The sequence below is a fragment of the Streptomyces sp. NPDC048196 genome, from assembly GCF_040652715.1.
In the GTDB taxonomy this organism is placed as follows: Bacteria; Actinomycetota; Actinomycetes; order Streptomycetales; family Streptomycetaceae; genus Streptomyces; species Streptomyces siderophoricus.
This window is the reverse complement of record NZ_JBEZMM010000023.1, coordinates 24,771-39,674: the sequence shown is the minus strand read 5'-3', so window position 1 is coordinate 39,674 and position 14,904 is coordinate 24,771. Positions and strand designations below refer to the sequence as shown.

General features: G+C 75.2%; 14 protein-coding genes. 8 read left to right on the top strand and 6 right to left on the bottom strand.

Annotated elements, in window-relative coordinates:
• Positions 1-2 precede the first annotated feature (2 nt).
• Entirely contained in the window at positions 3-935 is a 933-nt protein-coding gene (locus tag AB0E02_RS22195; RefSeq protein ID WP_362141900.1) for a glycosyltransferase, read from the top strand.
• On the opposite strand, the gene AB0E02_RS22190 is transcribed toward AB0E02_RS22195, so the two are convergent.
• Both AB0E02_RS22190 and AB0E02_RS22185 read right to left on the bottom strand, forming a co-directional pair.
• Positions 923-1,888 carry a polysaccharide pyruvyl transferase family protein gene (locus tag AB0E02_RS22190; RefSeq protein ID WP_362141898.1) on the bottom strand — a complete coding sequence of 322 codons (966 nt, stop codon included), beginning with the start codon at positions 1,886-1,888 and terminating at the stop codon, positions 923-925. The two genes, AB0E02_RS22195 and AB0E02_RS22190, sit on opposite strands and share 13 nt — an antisense overlap.
• Positions 1,885-2,931: a glycosyltransferase family 9 protein gene (locus AB0E02_RS22185; RefSeq protein WP_362141896.1), complete on the bottom strand. Its 1,047-nt coding sequence runs from the start codon at positions 2,929-2,931 to the stop codon at positions 1,885-1,887. Before AB0E02_RS22185 ends, AB0E02_RS22190 begins: the two co-directional genes overlap by 4 nt.
• 544 nt (positions 2,932-3,475) lie before the next feature.
• Between AB0E02_RS22185 and AB0E02_RS22180 the strand changes: the two genes are divergently transcribed.
• From AB0E02_RS22180 to AB0E02_RS22170, 3 genes are read left to right on the top strand one after another with little or no spacing between them, the layout of a single operon-like run.
• Entirely contained in the window at positions 3,476-4,909 is a 1,434-nt protein-coding gene (locus AB0E02_RS22180) for an MFS transporter (protein WP_362141894.1), read from the top strand.
• 18 nt (positions 4,910-4,927) lie between these two features.
• Entirely contained in the window at positions 4,928-5,083 is a 156-nt protein-coding gene (locus AB0E02_RS22175; protein WP_362141892.1) for a hypothetical protein, read from the top strand.
• 18 nt (positions 5,084-5,101) lie between these two features.
• A complete protein-coding gene (locus tag AB0E02_RS22170; RefSeq protein ID WP_362141890.1) occupies positions 5,102-5,257 on the top strand; it encodes a hypothetical protein in 156 nt (51 codons plus the stop codon).
• Between the two features lie 3 nt (positions 5,258-5,260).
• On the opposite strand, the gene AB0E02_RS22165 is transcribed toward AB0E02_RS22170, so the two are convergent.
• Complete coding sequence (locus tag AB0E02_RS22165) at positions 5,261-6,247, bottom strand: winged helix-turn-helix domain-containing protein (protein WP_362141888.1); 987 nt, start codon at positions 6,245-6,247, stop codon at positions 5,261-5,263.
• 133 nt (positions 6,248-6,380) lie between these two features.
• Here AB0E02_RS22165 and AB0E02_RS22160 point away from each other — a divergent pair, with 133 nt between their 5' ends.
• Positions 6,381-7,664, top strand: coding sequence for an alpha/beta hydrolase (locus tag AB0E02_RS22160; RefSeq protein WP_362141887.1), 1,284 nt, complete (start codon positions 6,381-6,383; stop codon positions 7,662-7,664).
• A 95-nt stretch (positions 7,665-7,759) separates the two neighbouring features.
• Positions 7,760-8,974 carry an aromatic acid exporter family protein gene (locus AB0E02_RS22155; RefSeq protein WP_362141885.1) on the top strand — a complete coding sequence of 405 codons (1,215 nt, stop codon included), beginning with the start codon at positions 7,760-7,762 and terminating at the stop codon, positions 8,972-8,974.
• 369 nt (positions 8,975-9,343) lie between these two features.
• Here the strand turns inward: AB0E02_RS22155 and AB0E02_RS22150 are convergent, their stop codons facing one another.
• Both AB0E02_RS22150 and AB0E02_RS22145 read right to left on the bottom strand, forming a co-directional pair.
• The gene (locus AB0E02_RS22150) at positions 9,344-9,574 is read right to left on the bottom strand and encodes a DUF5133 domain-containing protein (protein WP_362141883.1); all 231 of its coding nucleotides are present in this window, start codon (positions 9,572-9,574) and stop codon (positions 9,344-9,346) included.
• A 94-nt stretch (positions 9,575-9,668) separates the two neighbouring features.
• Positions 9,669-10,640, bottom strand: coding sequence for an SDR family NAD(P)-dependent oxidoreductase (locus AB0E02_RS22145; RefSeq protein ID WP_362141881.1), 972 nt, complete (start codon positions 10,638-10,640; stop codon positions 9,669-9,671).
• 467 nt (positions 10,641-11,107) lie between these two features.
• Between AB0E02_RS22145 and AB0E02_RS22140 the strand changes: the two genes are divergently transcribed.
• Together AB0E02_RS22140 and AB0E02_RS22135 are read left to right on the top strand one after the other, a co-directional pair.
• The gene (locus tag AB0E02_RS22140) at positions 11,108-11,656 is read left to right on the top strand and encodes a type 1 glutamine amidotransferase domain-containing protein (protein WP_362141879.1); all 549 of its coding nucleotides are present in this window, start codon (positions 11,108-11,110) and stop codon (positions 11,654-11,656) included.
• Position 11,657: 1 nt separating this feature from the next.
• Positions 11,658-13,739: a catalase gene (locus AB0E02_RS22135; RefSeq protein ID WP_362141877.1), complete on the top strand. Its 2,082-nt coding sequence runs from the start codon at positions 11,658-11,660 to the stop codon at positions 13,737-13,739.
• 68 nt (positions 13,740-13,807) lie between these two features.
• On the opposite strand, the gene AB0E02_RS22130 is transcribed toward AB0E02_RS22135, so the two are convergent.
• Positions 13,808-14,890: a S1 family peptidase gene (locus tag AB0E02_RS22130; protein ID WP_362141876.1), complete on the bottom strand. Its 1,083-nt coding sequence runs from the start codon at positions 14,888-14,890 to the stop codon at positions 13,808-13,810.
• Positions 14,891-14,904 lie beyond the last annotated feature (14 nt).

Sequence of the window (14,904 nt, the reverse complement as noted above, 5' to 3'; positions counted from 1 at the left end):
CCGTGACCGATCCCCGCACCACCGTCATCGTCATCACCCACAACCGCAGGCGCGACCTGGTGCACACCCTCGACCGGCTGGCCGAACTCCCCGAGCGGCCACCGGTCGTCATCGTCGACAACCACTCGACGGACGGCACCGCCCCGGCCGTGCGCCGCCACCCCCTCCCGGCCCGGCTGATCGCCCTCGACCGCAACCTCGGCGCGGTCGGCCGCAATCTGGCCGCACGCACCGTCACCACGCCCTACCTCGCGTTCTGCGACGACGACTCCTGGTGGCAGCCCGGTTCGCTGGCCGGTGCGGCCGACCTGCTGGACGCCCACCGGAACCTGGGCGCCGTGACCGCCCGCATCCTGGCCCATCCGCACCCGGACGGCCCGGCTCCCACGGACGCTCCCCAGGAGCCGCACGAGGACCCCATCGTCCAGGAGCTCCGGCAGTCGCCGCTGCCCGCCCCGAAGTGGCTGCCCGGTCCGGCACTGGGCTCGTTCCTCGCCGCCGCGACCGTGCTGCGCACCGACGCCTTCCGCGCCGCGGGCGGCTTCTCGCCGCGGCTGGTGCTCGGCGGTGAGGAGGAGCTGCTGGCCGCCGATCTCGCGGTGGCCGGCTGGTGGCTGACGTACGCCGACCACCTGACGGTCCATCACCGCGCCTCGCCGCACCGGGACCCCGCCCTGCGCCGCCGGCAGGGCATCCGCAACACCCTCTGGTTCACCTGGCTGCGCCGCCCGCTGCCCGGCGCGGTGCGCCGCACGGCCTCCCTGGCCGCGACCGTCCCGCGGGACGCCGTGTCGCTGGCTGCCTTCGCCGAGGCCGCCGCCGGGCTGCCCTGGGTGGTGCGGGAACGGCGCCGGCTGCCACCGGAGATCGAACGGTGGATGCGCCTGCTGGAGGCACCGCAGCGGGCGTCCACGGCCCGGTCCTACCGCGGCTGATCCGCGCCGGGCCGCTCCGTTGCCGCCCCGGCGGCCCCGCGCAGCCGGTCGACCAGCACGCGCAGCAGTTCCCCGTCCGGCCGGTGCTCCGGGTACGTGGCGGCCCGGGCCCGGCCGGCGGGGGACAGGCACCAGGCGAGCAGCCGGTCGAGCTCCGCCGGGCGGACCTCCTCCGGGCGCAGCACCGCCGGCCAGCCGAGCGCCGCCGCCTGGGCGCTGACCTTCGCGCCGCCCTCGACCGGGTCCACGGCCAGCACCGGCGTCCCGGCGCGCAGGGCGAGCACCAGCCCGTGCAGCCGGGTCGTCACCACCGCGTCCAGCCGAGCGAACACCGCATGCACCTCCTGCGGGGTGGCCGGGAGGCGCCAGTCCCGGGTGTCCAGCCGGGTGTCCAGCGGGAGCCGGGCCACCCGGGCGGCACCCAGCCACCTGGTGAGGGCGTCGGACACCTGGTGATGCCGCCGGCGGTCGCCGTATTCGTGCTGGCCGCCGGTGAGCACCACCCCCACCAGCGGCAGGGCGCCCGACGCCGCGGCGGACAGGCTGAGGTCCACCGTGGCGGCGGGCCGCCCGGGGGCGTCACGGGGAAGCACCTCGTCGAACCGGCGCACCGCCGGATCGGCCGGGTCCACCACCGACACCCCGACCGCGATCCGGCGGCACCGGGCGAACCGGTCGTGCAGTGCCGTGAGCGGGCTCTCCGCGCCGTCCGGGGACCGCCGGGAGTGCACCGGTCCGCAGACGAACAGCAGATGGGTGTAGCGGGCCGGGTCGGCGTCCGCCAGGTGGAGCGCGTCCGGCCGGAACGCCGGGGACCACGCGGTGTCGTACGGGACACCGGCCCCGTGCAGCGTCCGCTGCACGGCCTCGGCGGCGAGCGCGTCGCCGGCCGTCACCTCGCCGTGCAGGAAGCTGAACCAGCCGGTGACCAGGGCGCGCAGCGGGCCGGTCATCGCGCCGGGGCCATGACGGAGGGCGGCCGGCCGGGGAGCGGCAGCTCCTCGACCGCGGCGAGCACCTCGTCGACGGTGATCCGCAGCAGCCGGTCGTCCGGCCGGTCGCCGTGCGCATCGCCGGGGCGCGGCCGGTCGTCGGGGTCCGGATGCCACAGCACGCGGTGCCGGCCCGTGCCCGGCGGGCCCCACAACCGGGGGGCGACCGGACCGAACAGCACCACCGACGGCGTGCCCAGCGCGCTCGCCAGATGCGCCAGCCCGGTGTCGCCGACGAGCACCGCGCGGGCCTGCGCGACCAGCGCCGCGAGCTCGCCGAACGGCAGGTCCGTGGCCCCGCCCAGCACCGCCGCCCGCGGCAGCCGGGCCCGCTCCGCGACCCGCCGGGCGAGCGGCCCCTCGCCCTTCCCCGCGGTGACCACGACCCGGTGCCCGGCGCGGTGCAGGGCCGCGGCCACCGCCGCGAACCGTTCCGCCGGCCAGCACCGGGCCGCCGCGTCCGCGCCGGGATGCACCACGACCGCCCCGGGGGCCGGCGAGGCGAGCGCCGGGGCGGCGATGCCCAGGTCGGCCGGATCGGCCGGCAGGCCGTACCAGGTGAGCAGCCGGCACCAGCGGTCCCGCTCGTGCTCGTCCTCCCGCCAGTCCGGGCCGTCGAGCTCCGGGCCGGCCGGGTGGGCGTACGCGAAGAGCCGGGCGGGCCGCAGCGCCCGCAGGAGTCCGTGGCTGGCCGGGCCGTTGCCGTGCAGGTCCACCGCCAGGTCCGGGGGCGGGCCGGGCCAGTCGAGGGTCCGCGGGACCTCCCGGCCGGGCGCCGCCGTGGGCAGCAGCCGGTCGACCACGCCGGTCGCCGCGGCCGCCTCGGCGAGCCGCCGGGGTGCTGCCAGGACGAGGGTGTGGTCCGGACGGGCGGTGCGCAGCGCGCGCAGCGCGGGGACCGCGGTCAGCAGATCGCCCAGCCCCAGCGCCCGGAGCACCAGGATCCGCGGGCCGGGATGGTGACCGTCGGGCGGCGGGCAGGAGCGCGGACGGGCCGAGGGCATGGGACGCCTCCTTCGCGGACGCCGGGCGGGCTTCCTCCAATGTGGGGGCGCGGCCGCGGCCCCGCGACTTGTCGCCCGTCACCCGCGCGGGCCGGCCCCCGCCGGGCAAGCGGCCGCAACGGTCCCCGACGACGGCCGCGGAGGGTGACCCGGCCCACTCCCGACGGCCTCCGGGCAGGCGACTGAGACCTGGCCCACAGACCGCGAACCGCCCTGTGAGCAACCACACTTACGCCCGCCCCGGCCGTCATCTCCCGTGCCGGACAAGGGAGATGACACCGGCTGAGGCCGGCCGCCGGCCGCGCGCGGCGCCGCGGGCCCCGCGCCCGCTTCCGGGCGTCCCGGCCGATCTGTGAAGATGTGACATCGCTGGCCCGCAAGGCTTCGTCACGGACGGCCCGGCCTGAGCCCAGCACCGACAGACCTCGGTACGGACGCCGCGCACGCAGTGGTGCCCCGCGCCCGCCGAACCGCTTCCCGAGCCTGACGGGCTCTTCACAAAGTCTCTGCCGCTGTGCCTTCTCCTGCTCTCGCCCCTGCCCGCATGCCGGCGCAGGCGCCCCCGCCCGAGTCCGCCACCGAATCCACGAGCGCCCGGCCGCACGGCCGCGCGCCCCGCACCGTGCGCTTCCCCGCACCCCGCCGTGCCCTCGGCGCCGCCAAGGGCCCCGCAGGGGGCCGGAAGGGCGACCACGCTCCGTGGCGCTCGCTGCGCTACCGCAGCATGCGCTGGTGGTCGTTCGCCAACCTGGTGTCCAACGCCGGCACCTGGATGCAGCTCACCGTGCAGAACCTCCTGGTCCTGCAGCTGACCGGCTCCGCCGCCGCCACCGGTCTCTCGCTCTCCGTCCAGGCAGGGCCCGGGCTGCTCATGGGCCTGGTGGGCGGCGCCGCCGTCGACCGCTGGCCCCGGAAGGTCACCGCCGCGGTCAGCCAGGCCGTGCTCGGTGTGATCGCCTTCACGACGGCCGCCCTGATCGCCTTCGACCAGCTCAACTACGGCATCCTGCTGGCCCTGGCCGGCGTCACCGGCCTGATCGCCACCATCGACGGCCCGGCCTGCGCCCTGCTGGGCAACGATCTGGTCCCCACCGAGGACGTCCCGTCGGCCATCGCCGTCGGGTCGCTGGTGCACAGCGTCGGCCGGCTGGGCGGCACCGCCCTGGCCGGCCTCTCCGTGGGCGTCCTCGGCACCGGAGCCGCCTACGCCGCCAACGGCCTGTCGTTCCTCTTCGTCGCCGCGGTCATCCCCTTCCTGCGCCCGGTGAGCGCGGCACTGCGCCGGCCCGCCGGGGAGCCGGACGGCGCGGCCGCCGCCCCCGCGGCACCGGCCGCGGAGCCGGAACCCGAAGTCGGCACCGGCGCCCGCGACGGGCTGGCCTTCTTCCTCCGCAGGCCGCGACTGGTGGCCCTGGCGGCCGTCACCGGCCTGAGCGCGATCTTCGGCCGCAACTACCAGCTGACCCTGGCCGTGCTGGTCACCGGCCCGCTCGGCGCCGGTGCGGCCGCCTTCGGCACGGTCTCCACCGTCCTGGCGGTCGGCGGCATCCTCGGCGCGGTGCTCGCCGCCCGCCTCCGCAAGCCCACCGTCGCCCTGGTCGGTGCGCTGGCCGCGGCCGGTGCGCTGCTGCAGATCGTCGCGGGCTTCTCCCCGTCCCTGGTCGTCCTGCTCGTCCTGGTCCTGCCGATGTCCGTGGTCGAGTCGATCTCCGACACCGCCGGCACCACGGTCCTGCAGACCGACCCGCCGGCCCACATGCGCGGCCGGGTGCTGGGCGTCTGGCGCAGCGCCAGCACCGGCTGGGGCCTGGTCGGCCCGCCGCTGCTCGGCTTCCTCATGGAACTGGCCGGCGCCCGCGGCGCCCTGGTGGCCGGCGGCCTGATCATCGCCGGTGCGGTCGCCGCCGGGGCCCTGCTCCAGTCCCGCCGGCGCGCCGCGACCGGGCCGGTCCCGGTCCCCTGTCCCACGGCCGCGTAGCCGTCAGGTGCCCCGGCGGTGCGGCTGCTCCTGCCGCCGTACCAGCAGACCGCCGAGCGCGGTGTGCCGGCGCGGCATCGGATCGCGGGTGCGGTGGCCGCCGGGGGCCTGCTCCAGTCCCGCCGGCGCGCCGCGACCGGGCCGGTCCCGGCCCCCTGTCCCACGGCCGCGTAGCCGTCAGGCGCCCCCGCGGTGTGGCTGCTCCTGCTGCCGCACCGGCAGATCGCCGAGCGCGGTGCGCCGGTGCGGCATCGGATCGCCGGTGCGGTGGCCGCCGGGGCCCTGCTGCGGTCCCGCCGGCGCGCCGCGACCGGGCCGGTCCCGGCCCCCTGTCCCACGGCCGCGTAGCCGTCAGGCGCCCCGGCGGTGCGGCTGCTCCTGCCGCCGCACCAGCAGATCGCCGAGCGCGGTGCGCCGGTGCAGCACCGCCCGCCCCGCGCGCACCGTGCTGATCAGCCCGGCCCTGCGCAGCGCGGCGGTGTGGGCCGAGGCGGTGGCGTTGCTGATGCCCAGCCGCCGGGCGAGGTCACCGGTGGTGTGCTCGCGGGCGAGCACCCGCAGCATCGCGGCCCGGGTCCGGCCCAGCACCCCGGCCAGCGCCTCCGTCCCGTCGTCCGCCCCGGGCGGCACCAGCGGCACCCCCGGGCCCGCCGGATAGGTCACGTACAGCGGACGCCCGGGCAGATCGGCCAGCAGCGGCGGGCCGGTCCAGTGGAAGGTGGGCTGCAGCACCACTCCGCGCCCGTTCAGCACGACGTCCCGCGAGAAGGGCGCCGGGCACTCCCAGACGTCCCCGCACAGCCGGGCCCCGGGGACCAGCCCGTCGAGCGCCGCGCCCACCCCGTGCTCGGCGGCGCTCAGCGCATGCCGGGTGAACTCCGCCCGGTGCAGGTCCTGCACCAGGGACCAGACGGGCCGCAGCAGCGTCTCGAAGGCCGCGCGCTGGGCCCGGCCGAGCACCCGCCAGGCCTCCGCGTCCCCCTGGTGCAGCCCGCGGATCCACGGCGGGGGCGGCCCGGGCACCGTGGCGTACACCCGCTCCATCTCGGCGCGGACCAGTTCGGGGCGGGCCGACCGGACGGTGGCCAGGCCCTCCTGGAGGGAGTCGGCGAAGACGTCGAGGAACACCGGCGCCCGGTCCGCCGGGACCAGGTCCCCCAGCGGTTCCGCGGCGGCCGGCAGCGACCGCAGGACCCGGTGCCGCCACCGGCCGAACAGCACCCCGTCGTCGCGGCGGCACATCATCATCAGCGCCGTGTTCAGCTCCAGCAGCGGCGCCGCCCGGGAGGCGAACCGGACCCGGCCGACATCGGCGGACGTGAAGTGCAGCCGGATCACACATTCCCCCTGGTGACGCCACCCTTTCGGCCAGGTCCTCAACGATGGCCGCGGCTCCCCGCCGCCCGCCAGCATGCGACTGCACGCCACGGCACGAGGCCACGGCGCAGGCGCCCGGGAAGGGGATTCCATCGTGAGCGTACGCAACGGGGCAGGGGGCGGGGACGGCCGGCAGGCCGGGCCGGGCCGGCGGACGGTCGCCGCGACGGCCGCACTGGGCGCCGCCCTCCTGCTCACCGGCGGCTGCGGCACCAGCCGGAGCCGCCCGGGGGGACGGCGCCCGGACCACGGGCCGGCCTTCGTACCGCGGCTGCCGGCGCCGACCGGCCCGCACCCGCTCGGGGTCACCACGCTGTATCTGGTCGACCCGTCCCGGCACGACCCGTGGGACCACCGTCTCACCCGCAGGGAAGTCATGATCACGGTCCGCTATCCGGCCCGGACCGTTGCGGGCCACCCCGTCGCACCGCAGATGACCCCGGGCGCCGCGAAGGTCTTCGCGGGCCTCGACCCGCGCTTCCACCCCGGTCTGCCGACGTCCGGGGTCGACTGGGCGGCCACCCGGACCCATGCGCACACCGGCGCGCCCGCGCAGCCCGTACGCCGCCCGGTGCTGCTCCACACCCCCGGTGGCGGCGACCCGCGCACGCTCGGTACCGGGCTCGCCGAGGAACTGGCCAGCCACGGCTGGGTGGTGGTGAGCATCGACCACCCCGGCGACGCCGGTGAGGTGGAGTTCCCGGTCACCACACCGCAGCGCCCGGCCCCCGTCCGCACCACCGTCTTCCGCGGCGATCCCCGCACGGACCCGGACCTCTTCCGCACCATGGTCGACACCAGGCTGGCCGACACCCGGTTCGTCCTCACACAGCTGGCCGTACTGGCCGCCGGCCGGAACCCCGACGCGGCCGGCCGCCCGCTGCCCGACGGCCTCGGCCACGCGCTGGACCTCCGGCGGGTGGGCATCTACGGCCACTCGGCCGGCGGCACCACCGCCGCCCAGGCCCTCCACGACGACCGCTGCCTGCGCGCCGCGGTCAACCTGGAGGGCCACCTCGACCACCCCTCCCGGCGGCCCGGCCGGGCCGGACCGCTGTTCCCGGTGGCCCGCCACGGCGTGGACCGGCCGCTGCTCCTCGTGGGCACCGACGGCTTCCCCGGCCGGCAGGAGCTGGCCCGTTCCTGGTCCGCCCTGCTCGCCCACCCGCACGGCCGCACCCGCCGGCGGGAGATCCGGCACACCGCGCACGCCGTCTTCACCGACCACGCCGCCTTCGCACCGCAGTTGCAGACCGCCGGCCTGATGACCGCCCGGGACCGGAACGCGCTGGTCGGCGCGCTGGACCCGGCGCGATCGATCCCCGCCGTGCGCGGCCTGGTCCGCACGTTCTTCGCCCGGCACCTGCCGCCGCGCTGACCGGGGCGGCCGGACGGGTGCCACGGCCCGCGCCGGGTACCGGCTTTCGGGGGAGGCTCAAGGTGCGGGACGGACGGCGGAGAGGAGTTTCGGGCATGGCCGGTGACCCGGGGGAGCGGACGACGGGACGCGGCCGGGCCGCCCGTACGGCGGCGTGGTGGCAGCGGGCCCGGGCCTACGACGGACACGAACGGCACACGGTGTTCCTCATCGGGAAGAGCACCGTGGCCGCCACCGTCGCCTGGCTGATCTCCTACCAGCTCCTGCACGCCCGGTCACCGGCCTTCGCGCCGTTCTCCGCGGTACTGATCATGCAGGTGACGGTGTATCAGTCCCTACACCAGTCGCTGCGCTACATCGGCGCGGTGGTCGCCGGAGTGGCGGTGCAGGCGGTGCTGGGGTTCGCCGGCGGACCCCAGCTCGCCACGTTCGCCCTGGTCGCGCTGATCGCCCTCACCCTCGGCCGGTGGCCGGCCCTGGGCAGCCAGGGCAACCAGGTCGCCACCGCGGCCTTCTTCGCCTTCGCGACCTACACCTCCGCCACCACGTACCTCGACCGGGCCGCCCAGCTCGGACAGATCGTCCTGCTCGTCCTCATCGGCTGCGCCGTGGGCCTCGCGGTGAACGTCACGCTCGTCCCGCCGATGCGCTACCGCAGCGCCGAATACGCCCTGCGCGCCCTGGCCCGTGCCCTCGACGACCTGTTCGCCGACATGCACCCGGTCCTGCGGCAGGGCGAGCTGGACGCGGAGGCCACGCAGCGGTGGCGCACCCGCGCGGACCAGACCGGAGAGCTGATCGACCAGGCCAGGGCCGGTCTGCGCACCGCGCGGGAGAGCCTCTACTACAACCCGCGCCGGCTGCTGGGCCGCCACCGCGGCCGGAGCGGCTTCGAGGGCTACCGGTCGGTGCTGGCGGCGCTGGAGCGCGCACTGCACCACGTCGCCTCGCTCGCGCGCAGCCTGGACCAGTGGCGGGAGGCCGAGGACCGCTACCGTTACCGCGATTTCCTGCGCGCCTACGCGGACTTCCTGGCCTCCCTCTCGACGCTCACCCAGCTCCTGAGCGCGCTGGACGAGGACCTGGTGGCCGCCCAGGCCCGCGCACTCGACGCCCCGGCCGAGCGGGCCCGGGAGTGCCGCGGTGCGCTCGCCGAGCAGGCCGCGCGGGCCGGCCTGCCGCTGGCCGACCCGACCCGCCCCTACGGTGTGCTCGTCGTCGAGGCGACCCGTCTGATGCAGGAGTTCTCGTACCTCAGCGACGTCATCGGTTCACTGCCCCGAGTCGCGGGCGAGGGCCCGTCGCGGTGAAGTAGGAGGAGGGGCGCGGCCTGCTCGGGGGCACCCCTACGGCCTCGGGGGAGCAGAGGAAAGGGAGCCCGAGATGGACCACGCCGGAACCCCTGGGGAACCATACGACGAGCCGGGCAACCCGCCGCCCGCGGCCGGCCCCCCGAAGCCGCCCCCCGAGCCCGGCGGGGCCCCGCCCGCGACCGGCCGCGGCAGGCCCATGAAGCTCACCGAGATGGCCCGGCGCAAGGCGAAGCAGGCCATGGAGAAACTGAAGCCGCACGAGGGCAAGGGCCACGGAGAACCGCACACTTAGGGGATTCTCCGCGGTGCCCGCACGCCGACGTGTGTGTCGACTGCCGGCGGACCCCGCCGCGGGCCGGGGCCGGCTCAGGCCCCGGGCAGCAGTGAGTCGTCCGCCACGCGGGCGCCCGGCAGGCGGAGGTCGGCGGCGATCAGGGCCGCGTCCACATCGCGGGTACCGGTGGAGATGCACAGCGTGTACGCGAGGTCGTCCATCCGCTGCCGCACCTCCTCGGTGCCGCGGTCCGCGTGCAGCAGCTCCAGCGTCCGGTACTCGTCGGCGATCCCTTGCAGCACTGCGGGGTGGGCCAACAGCATGGTGGTCTCCTTCCGTCGGCCGTCCGGGTCCACGGCTGCTCGTGCCCGTTCGCCGGCGGTCCACACCTGTCCCGCCACCCGTCCCGCCGGAGGCTCAGCCCCGCTGGTTGAAGCGGCCGGCCGCCCGCTCGTTGAGCACGCCCAGCACCCTGCGCAACCGGCGGGCGGGCGGCTGCTCCTCCGCCTCGACCCGGTAGCCCTCCGCCGTACCGGTGCCGCCGTCGCGGGGCAGCACCCGGCCCACCGCCGACACCAGCCGGGTGGTGAGCACCGGCGCCACGCCGTGCGCCACGGAGCCCAGTTTGGCCGCCGGGGTGAGCACGATCCGGGGCCGCCGCCGCTGCACCGCGCAGACGATGCGCTCGGCCGCCCGCTCGGCGTTCATCGACAGGACGGGCGCGCCGGCCAGCGCCTGGAACCAGGCGTACTCCCGGCGCCGGTCGCCGCCGAACCGCGCGTGCAGATGCGATCCGGTCCGCATCAGCCCGGGGTGCACCCCGGTGACGGTGACCCCGTGCGCGGCCTCCTCCGCGTGCAGCCCCTCGGCCAGCGCGGCGACCGCCGACTTGGCGCACGAGTACGGCAGCAGGTGCGGCACCGCCAGCAGGCCGCCGACCGATCCGACGAGCGCCAGCCGGCCGCCCGCCGGACTGCGCCTGAGGTGCGGCAGGGCGGCGAACGCGGTGTTCAGGGCGCCGTGGAAGATGGAGTCCAGGGCGTCCCGGAACCCTTCCACGCCGAGGGCCTCGGCCGGGCCGACCTGGATGATGCCGGCATTGGCGATGACGATGTCCAACCTGCCGTTGTCCCGCGCGATCTCCGCCAACCGCTCCTGGACCGCGGCGCCGTCGCGCACATCGCACACCACGCCGCGCACCGCGCCGCCGCCCGGCCGGCCGAGCTTGCCGACCGCCCGGTCCAGTTCGGCCGCGTCCCGTGCCAGCAGGACGACGTCGCAGTCCCGGCGCAGCAGCTGACGGGCCATGAGCAGACCCAGTCCGCGCGAGCCGCCGGTGACCACGGCGGTGAGCCCTTCGATCGAGGGAGCGGCCGGCAACACCCGCATGAGGAGCCCTTTCGTCGAGCCCGTTGCCCGTGAGGACGAGGGCTCCGGCCGCACTGTCCGTGTGGCGTCGAAGAGCCCTCGCTGTGGCGTGTGTGCGGACGCGGCAGGACCGGCGCATCGCGGAACGGCCCGTGCGCGTCGCCCCTCCGACGCTACCCGGAGGCGTTGCGGTGCGCATGTGCGCCGGGCGGCGGCCGCGGACCCCGCCGCCCCGTTTCACCGGCCGCGCCCCGGGCACCCGGCTCAGGGACCGGGCGGAACGGCCGGGCGGCGGCCGCGAGCCGTTCGGTTACCGCGGGACGCATCCGGCTTAATCGCGGCGGATCCGGCATGGGCGGCCGGGCGTACCGGGAATTCGTCCTGCGCGCGATCCCGGCGTCCGCCGCACCGCGCCCTGTGCCGACGACCGGCGCGACCGCACGCATGGCAGCGGCCTCAGTGCCGCAGCACGAAAGGAATGACGGCTCATGCAGATTGCTTTCCTGGTAGCGCCCGAGGGTGTGGAGCAGGTCGAACTGACCGGCCCCTGGCAGGCGGTTCTGGATTCGGGGGACGTTCCCCATCTGGTGTCCACCAAGTCCGGCCGGATCCAGGCGTTCAACCACCTCGACAAGGCCGACACCTTTCCGGTGGACCGGACGGTGGACGCGGTCGACGTGTCGGAGTACGGCGGCCTGGTCCTGCCCGGTGGCGTCGCCAATCCCGATGCGCTGCGTATGGACAAGAACGCGGTCGCCTTCGTGAAGAGCTTCTTCGACCGGGGGCGTCCGGTGGCCGCCATCTGCCACGCAGCGTGGACGCTGGTCGAGGCCGATGTGGTACGGGGGCGCACCCTGACGTCCTGGCCGAGTCTGCAGACGGATATCCGCAATGCCGGCGGCACCTGGGTGGACGAACAGGTCAAGGTCTGTACGGCGGGCAACAACACGCTGATCACCAGCCGTAAGCCGGCCGACCTGAAGGCGTTCTGCGCCACCTTCGTCACGGAATTCGCCCAGGCGGGAAGGGCGGCCTGAGGTGGCGGACCAGAAACAGGAGCAGCGCCGCGCGCATTTCGCGGACGATCCTGCCGCCGGTCCGCTGACCACCGACCAGGGCGTGACCGTCGACCACACCGACGATTCGCTGCAGGCCGGTGAACGCGGCCCGACGCTGATGGAGGACTTCCACTTCCGGGAGAAGCTCACCCGCTTCGACCACGAGCGGATCCCGGAGCGGGTGGTGCACGCCCGGGGCGCCGGCGCCTACGGCTACTTCCAGCCGTATGAATCCTGCGCGGAGTTCACCCGGGCCGCCTTCCTCCAGGACCCGGCCGTGCAGACCCCGGTGTTCGTGCGGTTCTCCACGGTCCAGGGCCCGCGCGGTTCGGCGGACACCGTGCGGGACGTCCGTGGATTCGCCACGAAGTTCTACACCTCGGAAGGCAATTACGACCTGGTCGGCAACAACATGCCGGTCTTCTTCATCCAGGACGGCATCAAGTTCCCGGACTTCGTGCACGCGGTGAAGATGGAGCCGCACAACGAGATTCCCACCGGGGCGTCCGCGCACGACACGCTGTGGGATTTCGTCTCGCTCCAGCCCGAAACCCTCCACATGATGATGTGGCTGATGTCGGACCGGGCCATTCCGCGCAGTTTCCGGATGATGCAGGGCTTCGGCGTGCACACCTTCCGCTTCGTGAACGCGCAGGGCAAGGGCACGTTCGTGAAATTCCACTGGAAGCCCAAGCTCGGCGTGCACTCGCTGGTCTGGGACGAGGCCCAGGAAACGATGGGCCGCGACCCGGACTTCAACCGCCGCGACCTCTGGGACATGATCGAGGCCGGGGAATATCCGGAATACGAACTCGGCGTCCAGCTCGTACCGGAGGAGGACGAGCACTCCTTCGACTTCGACCTCCTCGACGCCACCAAAATCATTCCCGAAGAGCTGGTGCCGGTGCGGCCCATCGGCCGGATGGTGCTCAACCGCAACCCGGACAACTTCTTCGCGGAGACCGAACAGGTCGCCTTCCACACCGCGAACGTCGTGCCCGGCATCGACTTCACCAACGACCCGCTGCTCCAGGCCCGGAACTTCTCGTACCTCGACACCCAGCTCATCCGGCTGGGCGGGCCCAACTTCCCCCAGCTGCCGGTCAACCGGCCGCTCGCGCCGGTCCGCAACAACCAGCGCGACGGCTACCACCAGAGCCGGATCCACCAGGGCACCAGCTACTCGCCGAACTCCCTCGGCGGCGGCTGCCCGGCGCTCGCCGGCGCCGACGAATCCGCCTTCCGGCACCTGACCGAGCGGGTCGACGGGCAGAAGATCCGTAAGCGGAGCCCCAGCTTCACCGACCACTACACCCAGGCGGCGCTGTTCTGGCACAGCATGGCCGACTGGGAACAGCAGCACATCATCGACGCGTTCCGCTTCGAACTGGGCAAGGTCAACGCCAAGGAGGTCCGCGAACGCACCGTCGGCGAGCTGGCGCACATCGACCACACCCTGGCCTCCAAGGTCGCCGAGGGCCTCGGCATCCCCGCCCCGGAGGCCACCGACACCCCGCGGCCCACCCCGTCCCCGGCGCTGAGCTTCGAGAACCTCAAGGGCGACGGCTCCATCCGCAGCCGCCAGATCGCGGTCCTGGTCAGGGACGGCGTGGACGCACAGCAAGTCGGGGGACTGAAGCAGGCGTTGGGGGAGCAGGGCGCCTTCGTCGAGGCCCTGGCACCCCAGGACGGTGAGGTCTCCGGCGCCGCCGGCAGCCTCTCGGCGGACCGGGCGCTGCCGACCGTGGCCTCCGTGCTCTACGACGCGGTGGTGCTGCCCGACGGCGGCCTCGGGGCGGGCGACACCGTGGCCGACGGCGCCGCCCGCCGCTTCGTGCTCGACGCCTACCGGCACGGCAAGGCCATCGGCGCCCTGGGCTCCGGGATCGAGGTGCTGAAGAAACTGCTGCCCGACCAGGTGCGCACCGCCTCCGGGGGTGCGGAACCGGTGAGCGACCAGGGCGTGGTGACCGCCGCCGCGAACGGTGACGCCTTCGCCCGTGCCTTCGCCGAGGCCACCGCCGCCCACCGGCACCGCAACCGCCCGCCGGCGAGGATCTGAGCCGGCACCGGGAGATCCGGCCCGGCTCCCCGTCCCGGCGGCCGCCCGGCCGCCGGGACGAGGCCGCGTCAGCCGAGCCGTGACCCCGTCTTCGCCAGGGCCTCGGTCACCGGCTGGTAGAGGCTCACCCCGCCCGCGGCACAGCTGCCGCGGCCGCCGGAGGTCAGCCCGAGCGCGGTGTCCCCCTCGAAGAGCGGACCGCCGCTGTCGCCGGACTCCGCACAGACCGAGGTCTGGATCAGTCCCTCGACGGTCCCCTCCTGGTAGTTGGCCGTCACGTTGAGCGCGGTGACCTCTCCGTCGTGCACATGGGTCGTGCTGCCGCTGCGCCGCACCTTCTGGCCCACGATCGGGTCGGCGGCCCGGGCGATGTGCTGCGCCCCGCCGCTGTAGAGGTTCACCTCGCTCGGGTGCGCCATGTCCGCGGCGGTGTACCGAGCGATCCCGAAGTCGTCACCGGGGAAGCTCCCCGCCTCCGACATCGCGAACGGGGGGCCTTGCAGGGTGGCGGACCAGATCGGCACCGCGTGCGTGCAGTGGCCGGCCGTCAGGAAGTACGGCTGCCCGCCCTTGGTGACGTTGAAGCCGAGCGAACAGCGCGCGTCGTCGCCCCAGATGGCGTCCCCGCCGGCGATCAGCGGCTCGATGGTGTCCGGCGACAGCTGGATCACCGCCCGGTCGCCGAGCGAGCCGGCGACCGCCTTGAGCCGTTCCAGATCCTCCCCCCGGACGGTGCGGTCGGCGGTGACGACCACCTTGTTGATCCTCGGGTCCATGGCCCAGGAGGTCCCGGGGATCGAGGCGTGCTCCTTGAGGGTCGCCCGGGCCGCGTCCAGCGACGCCAGGGAGTGCTTGACGATCCTCGCCTCGGCGCCGGCCGCCCGGGCCTTGCCGGCCGCCTCCTCGGTGGTCACGTTCACCACCAGCTTGTGGTTGTCGGGGTCGTAGTAGGAACCGGCCCCGGCCGCACCGAGCGAGGAGCTGATGGCCACCGCCCGTTCGGCGGCGGCGATCGCCGACGGGGGGCCGGGGGCCCGGGCGGTGTGCGCCTGGGCGCTCTGCAGGGCGAGCAGGGGAGCGATGGCCAGGGTCACCACACCGACGCCGGCGAGGACGGAACGAGGCGTGGGTACGCGCGGATGCTTCAACACAAAACCTCTCGCTG

Excerpts from the sequence above, each read along its gene's own strand:
- AB0E02_RS22190 (WP_362141898.1), bottom strand. The coding sequence starts at position 1,888 with ATGACCGGCCCGCTGCGCGCCCTGGTCACCGGCTGGTTCAGCTTCCTG.
- AB0E02_RS22155 (WP_362141885.1), top strand. The coding sequence starts at position 7,760 with ATGGCCGGTGACCCGGGGGAGCGGACGACGGGACGCGGCCGGGCCGCC.
- AB0E02_RS22180 (WP_362141894.1), top strand. The coding sequence starts at position 3,476 with ATGCCGGCGCAGGCGCCCCCGCCCGAGTCCGCCACCGAATCCACGAGC.
- AB0E02_RS22185 (WP_362141896.1), bottom strand. The coding sequence starts at position 2,931 with ATGCCCTCGGCCCGTCCGCGCTCCTGCCCGCCGCCCGACGGTCACCAT.
- AB0E02_RS22145 (WP_362141881.1), bottom strand. The coding sequence starts at position 10,640 with ATGCGGGTGTTGCCGGCCGCTCCCTCGATCGAAGGGCTCACCGCCGTG.
- AB0E02_RS22140 (WP_362141879.1), top strand. The coding sequence starts at position 11,108 with ATGCAGATTGCTTTCCTGGTAGCGCCCGAGGGTGTGGAGCAGGTCGAA.
- AB0E02_RS22150 (WP_362141883.1), bottom strand. The coding sequence starts at position 9,574 with ATGCTGTTGGCCCACCCCGCAGTGCTGCAAGGGATCGCCGACGAGTAC.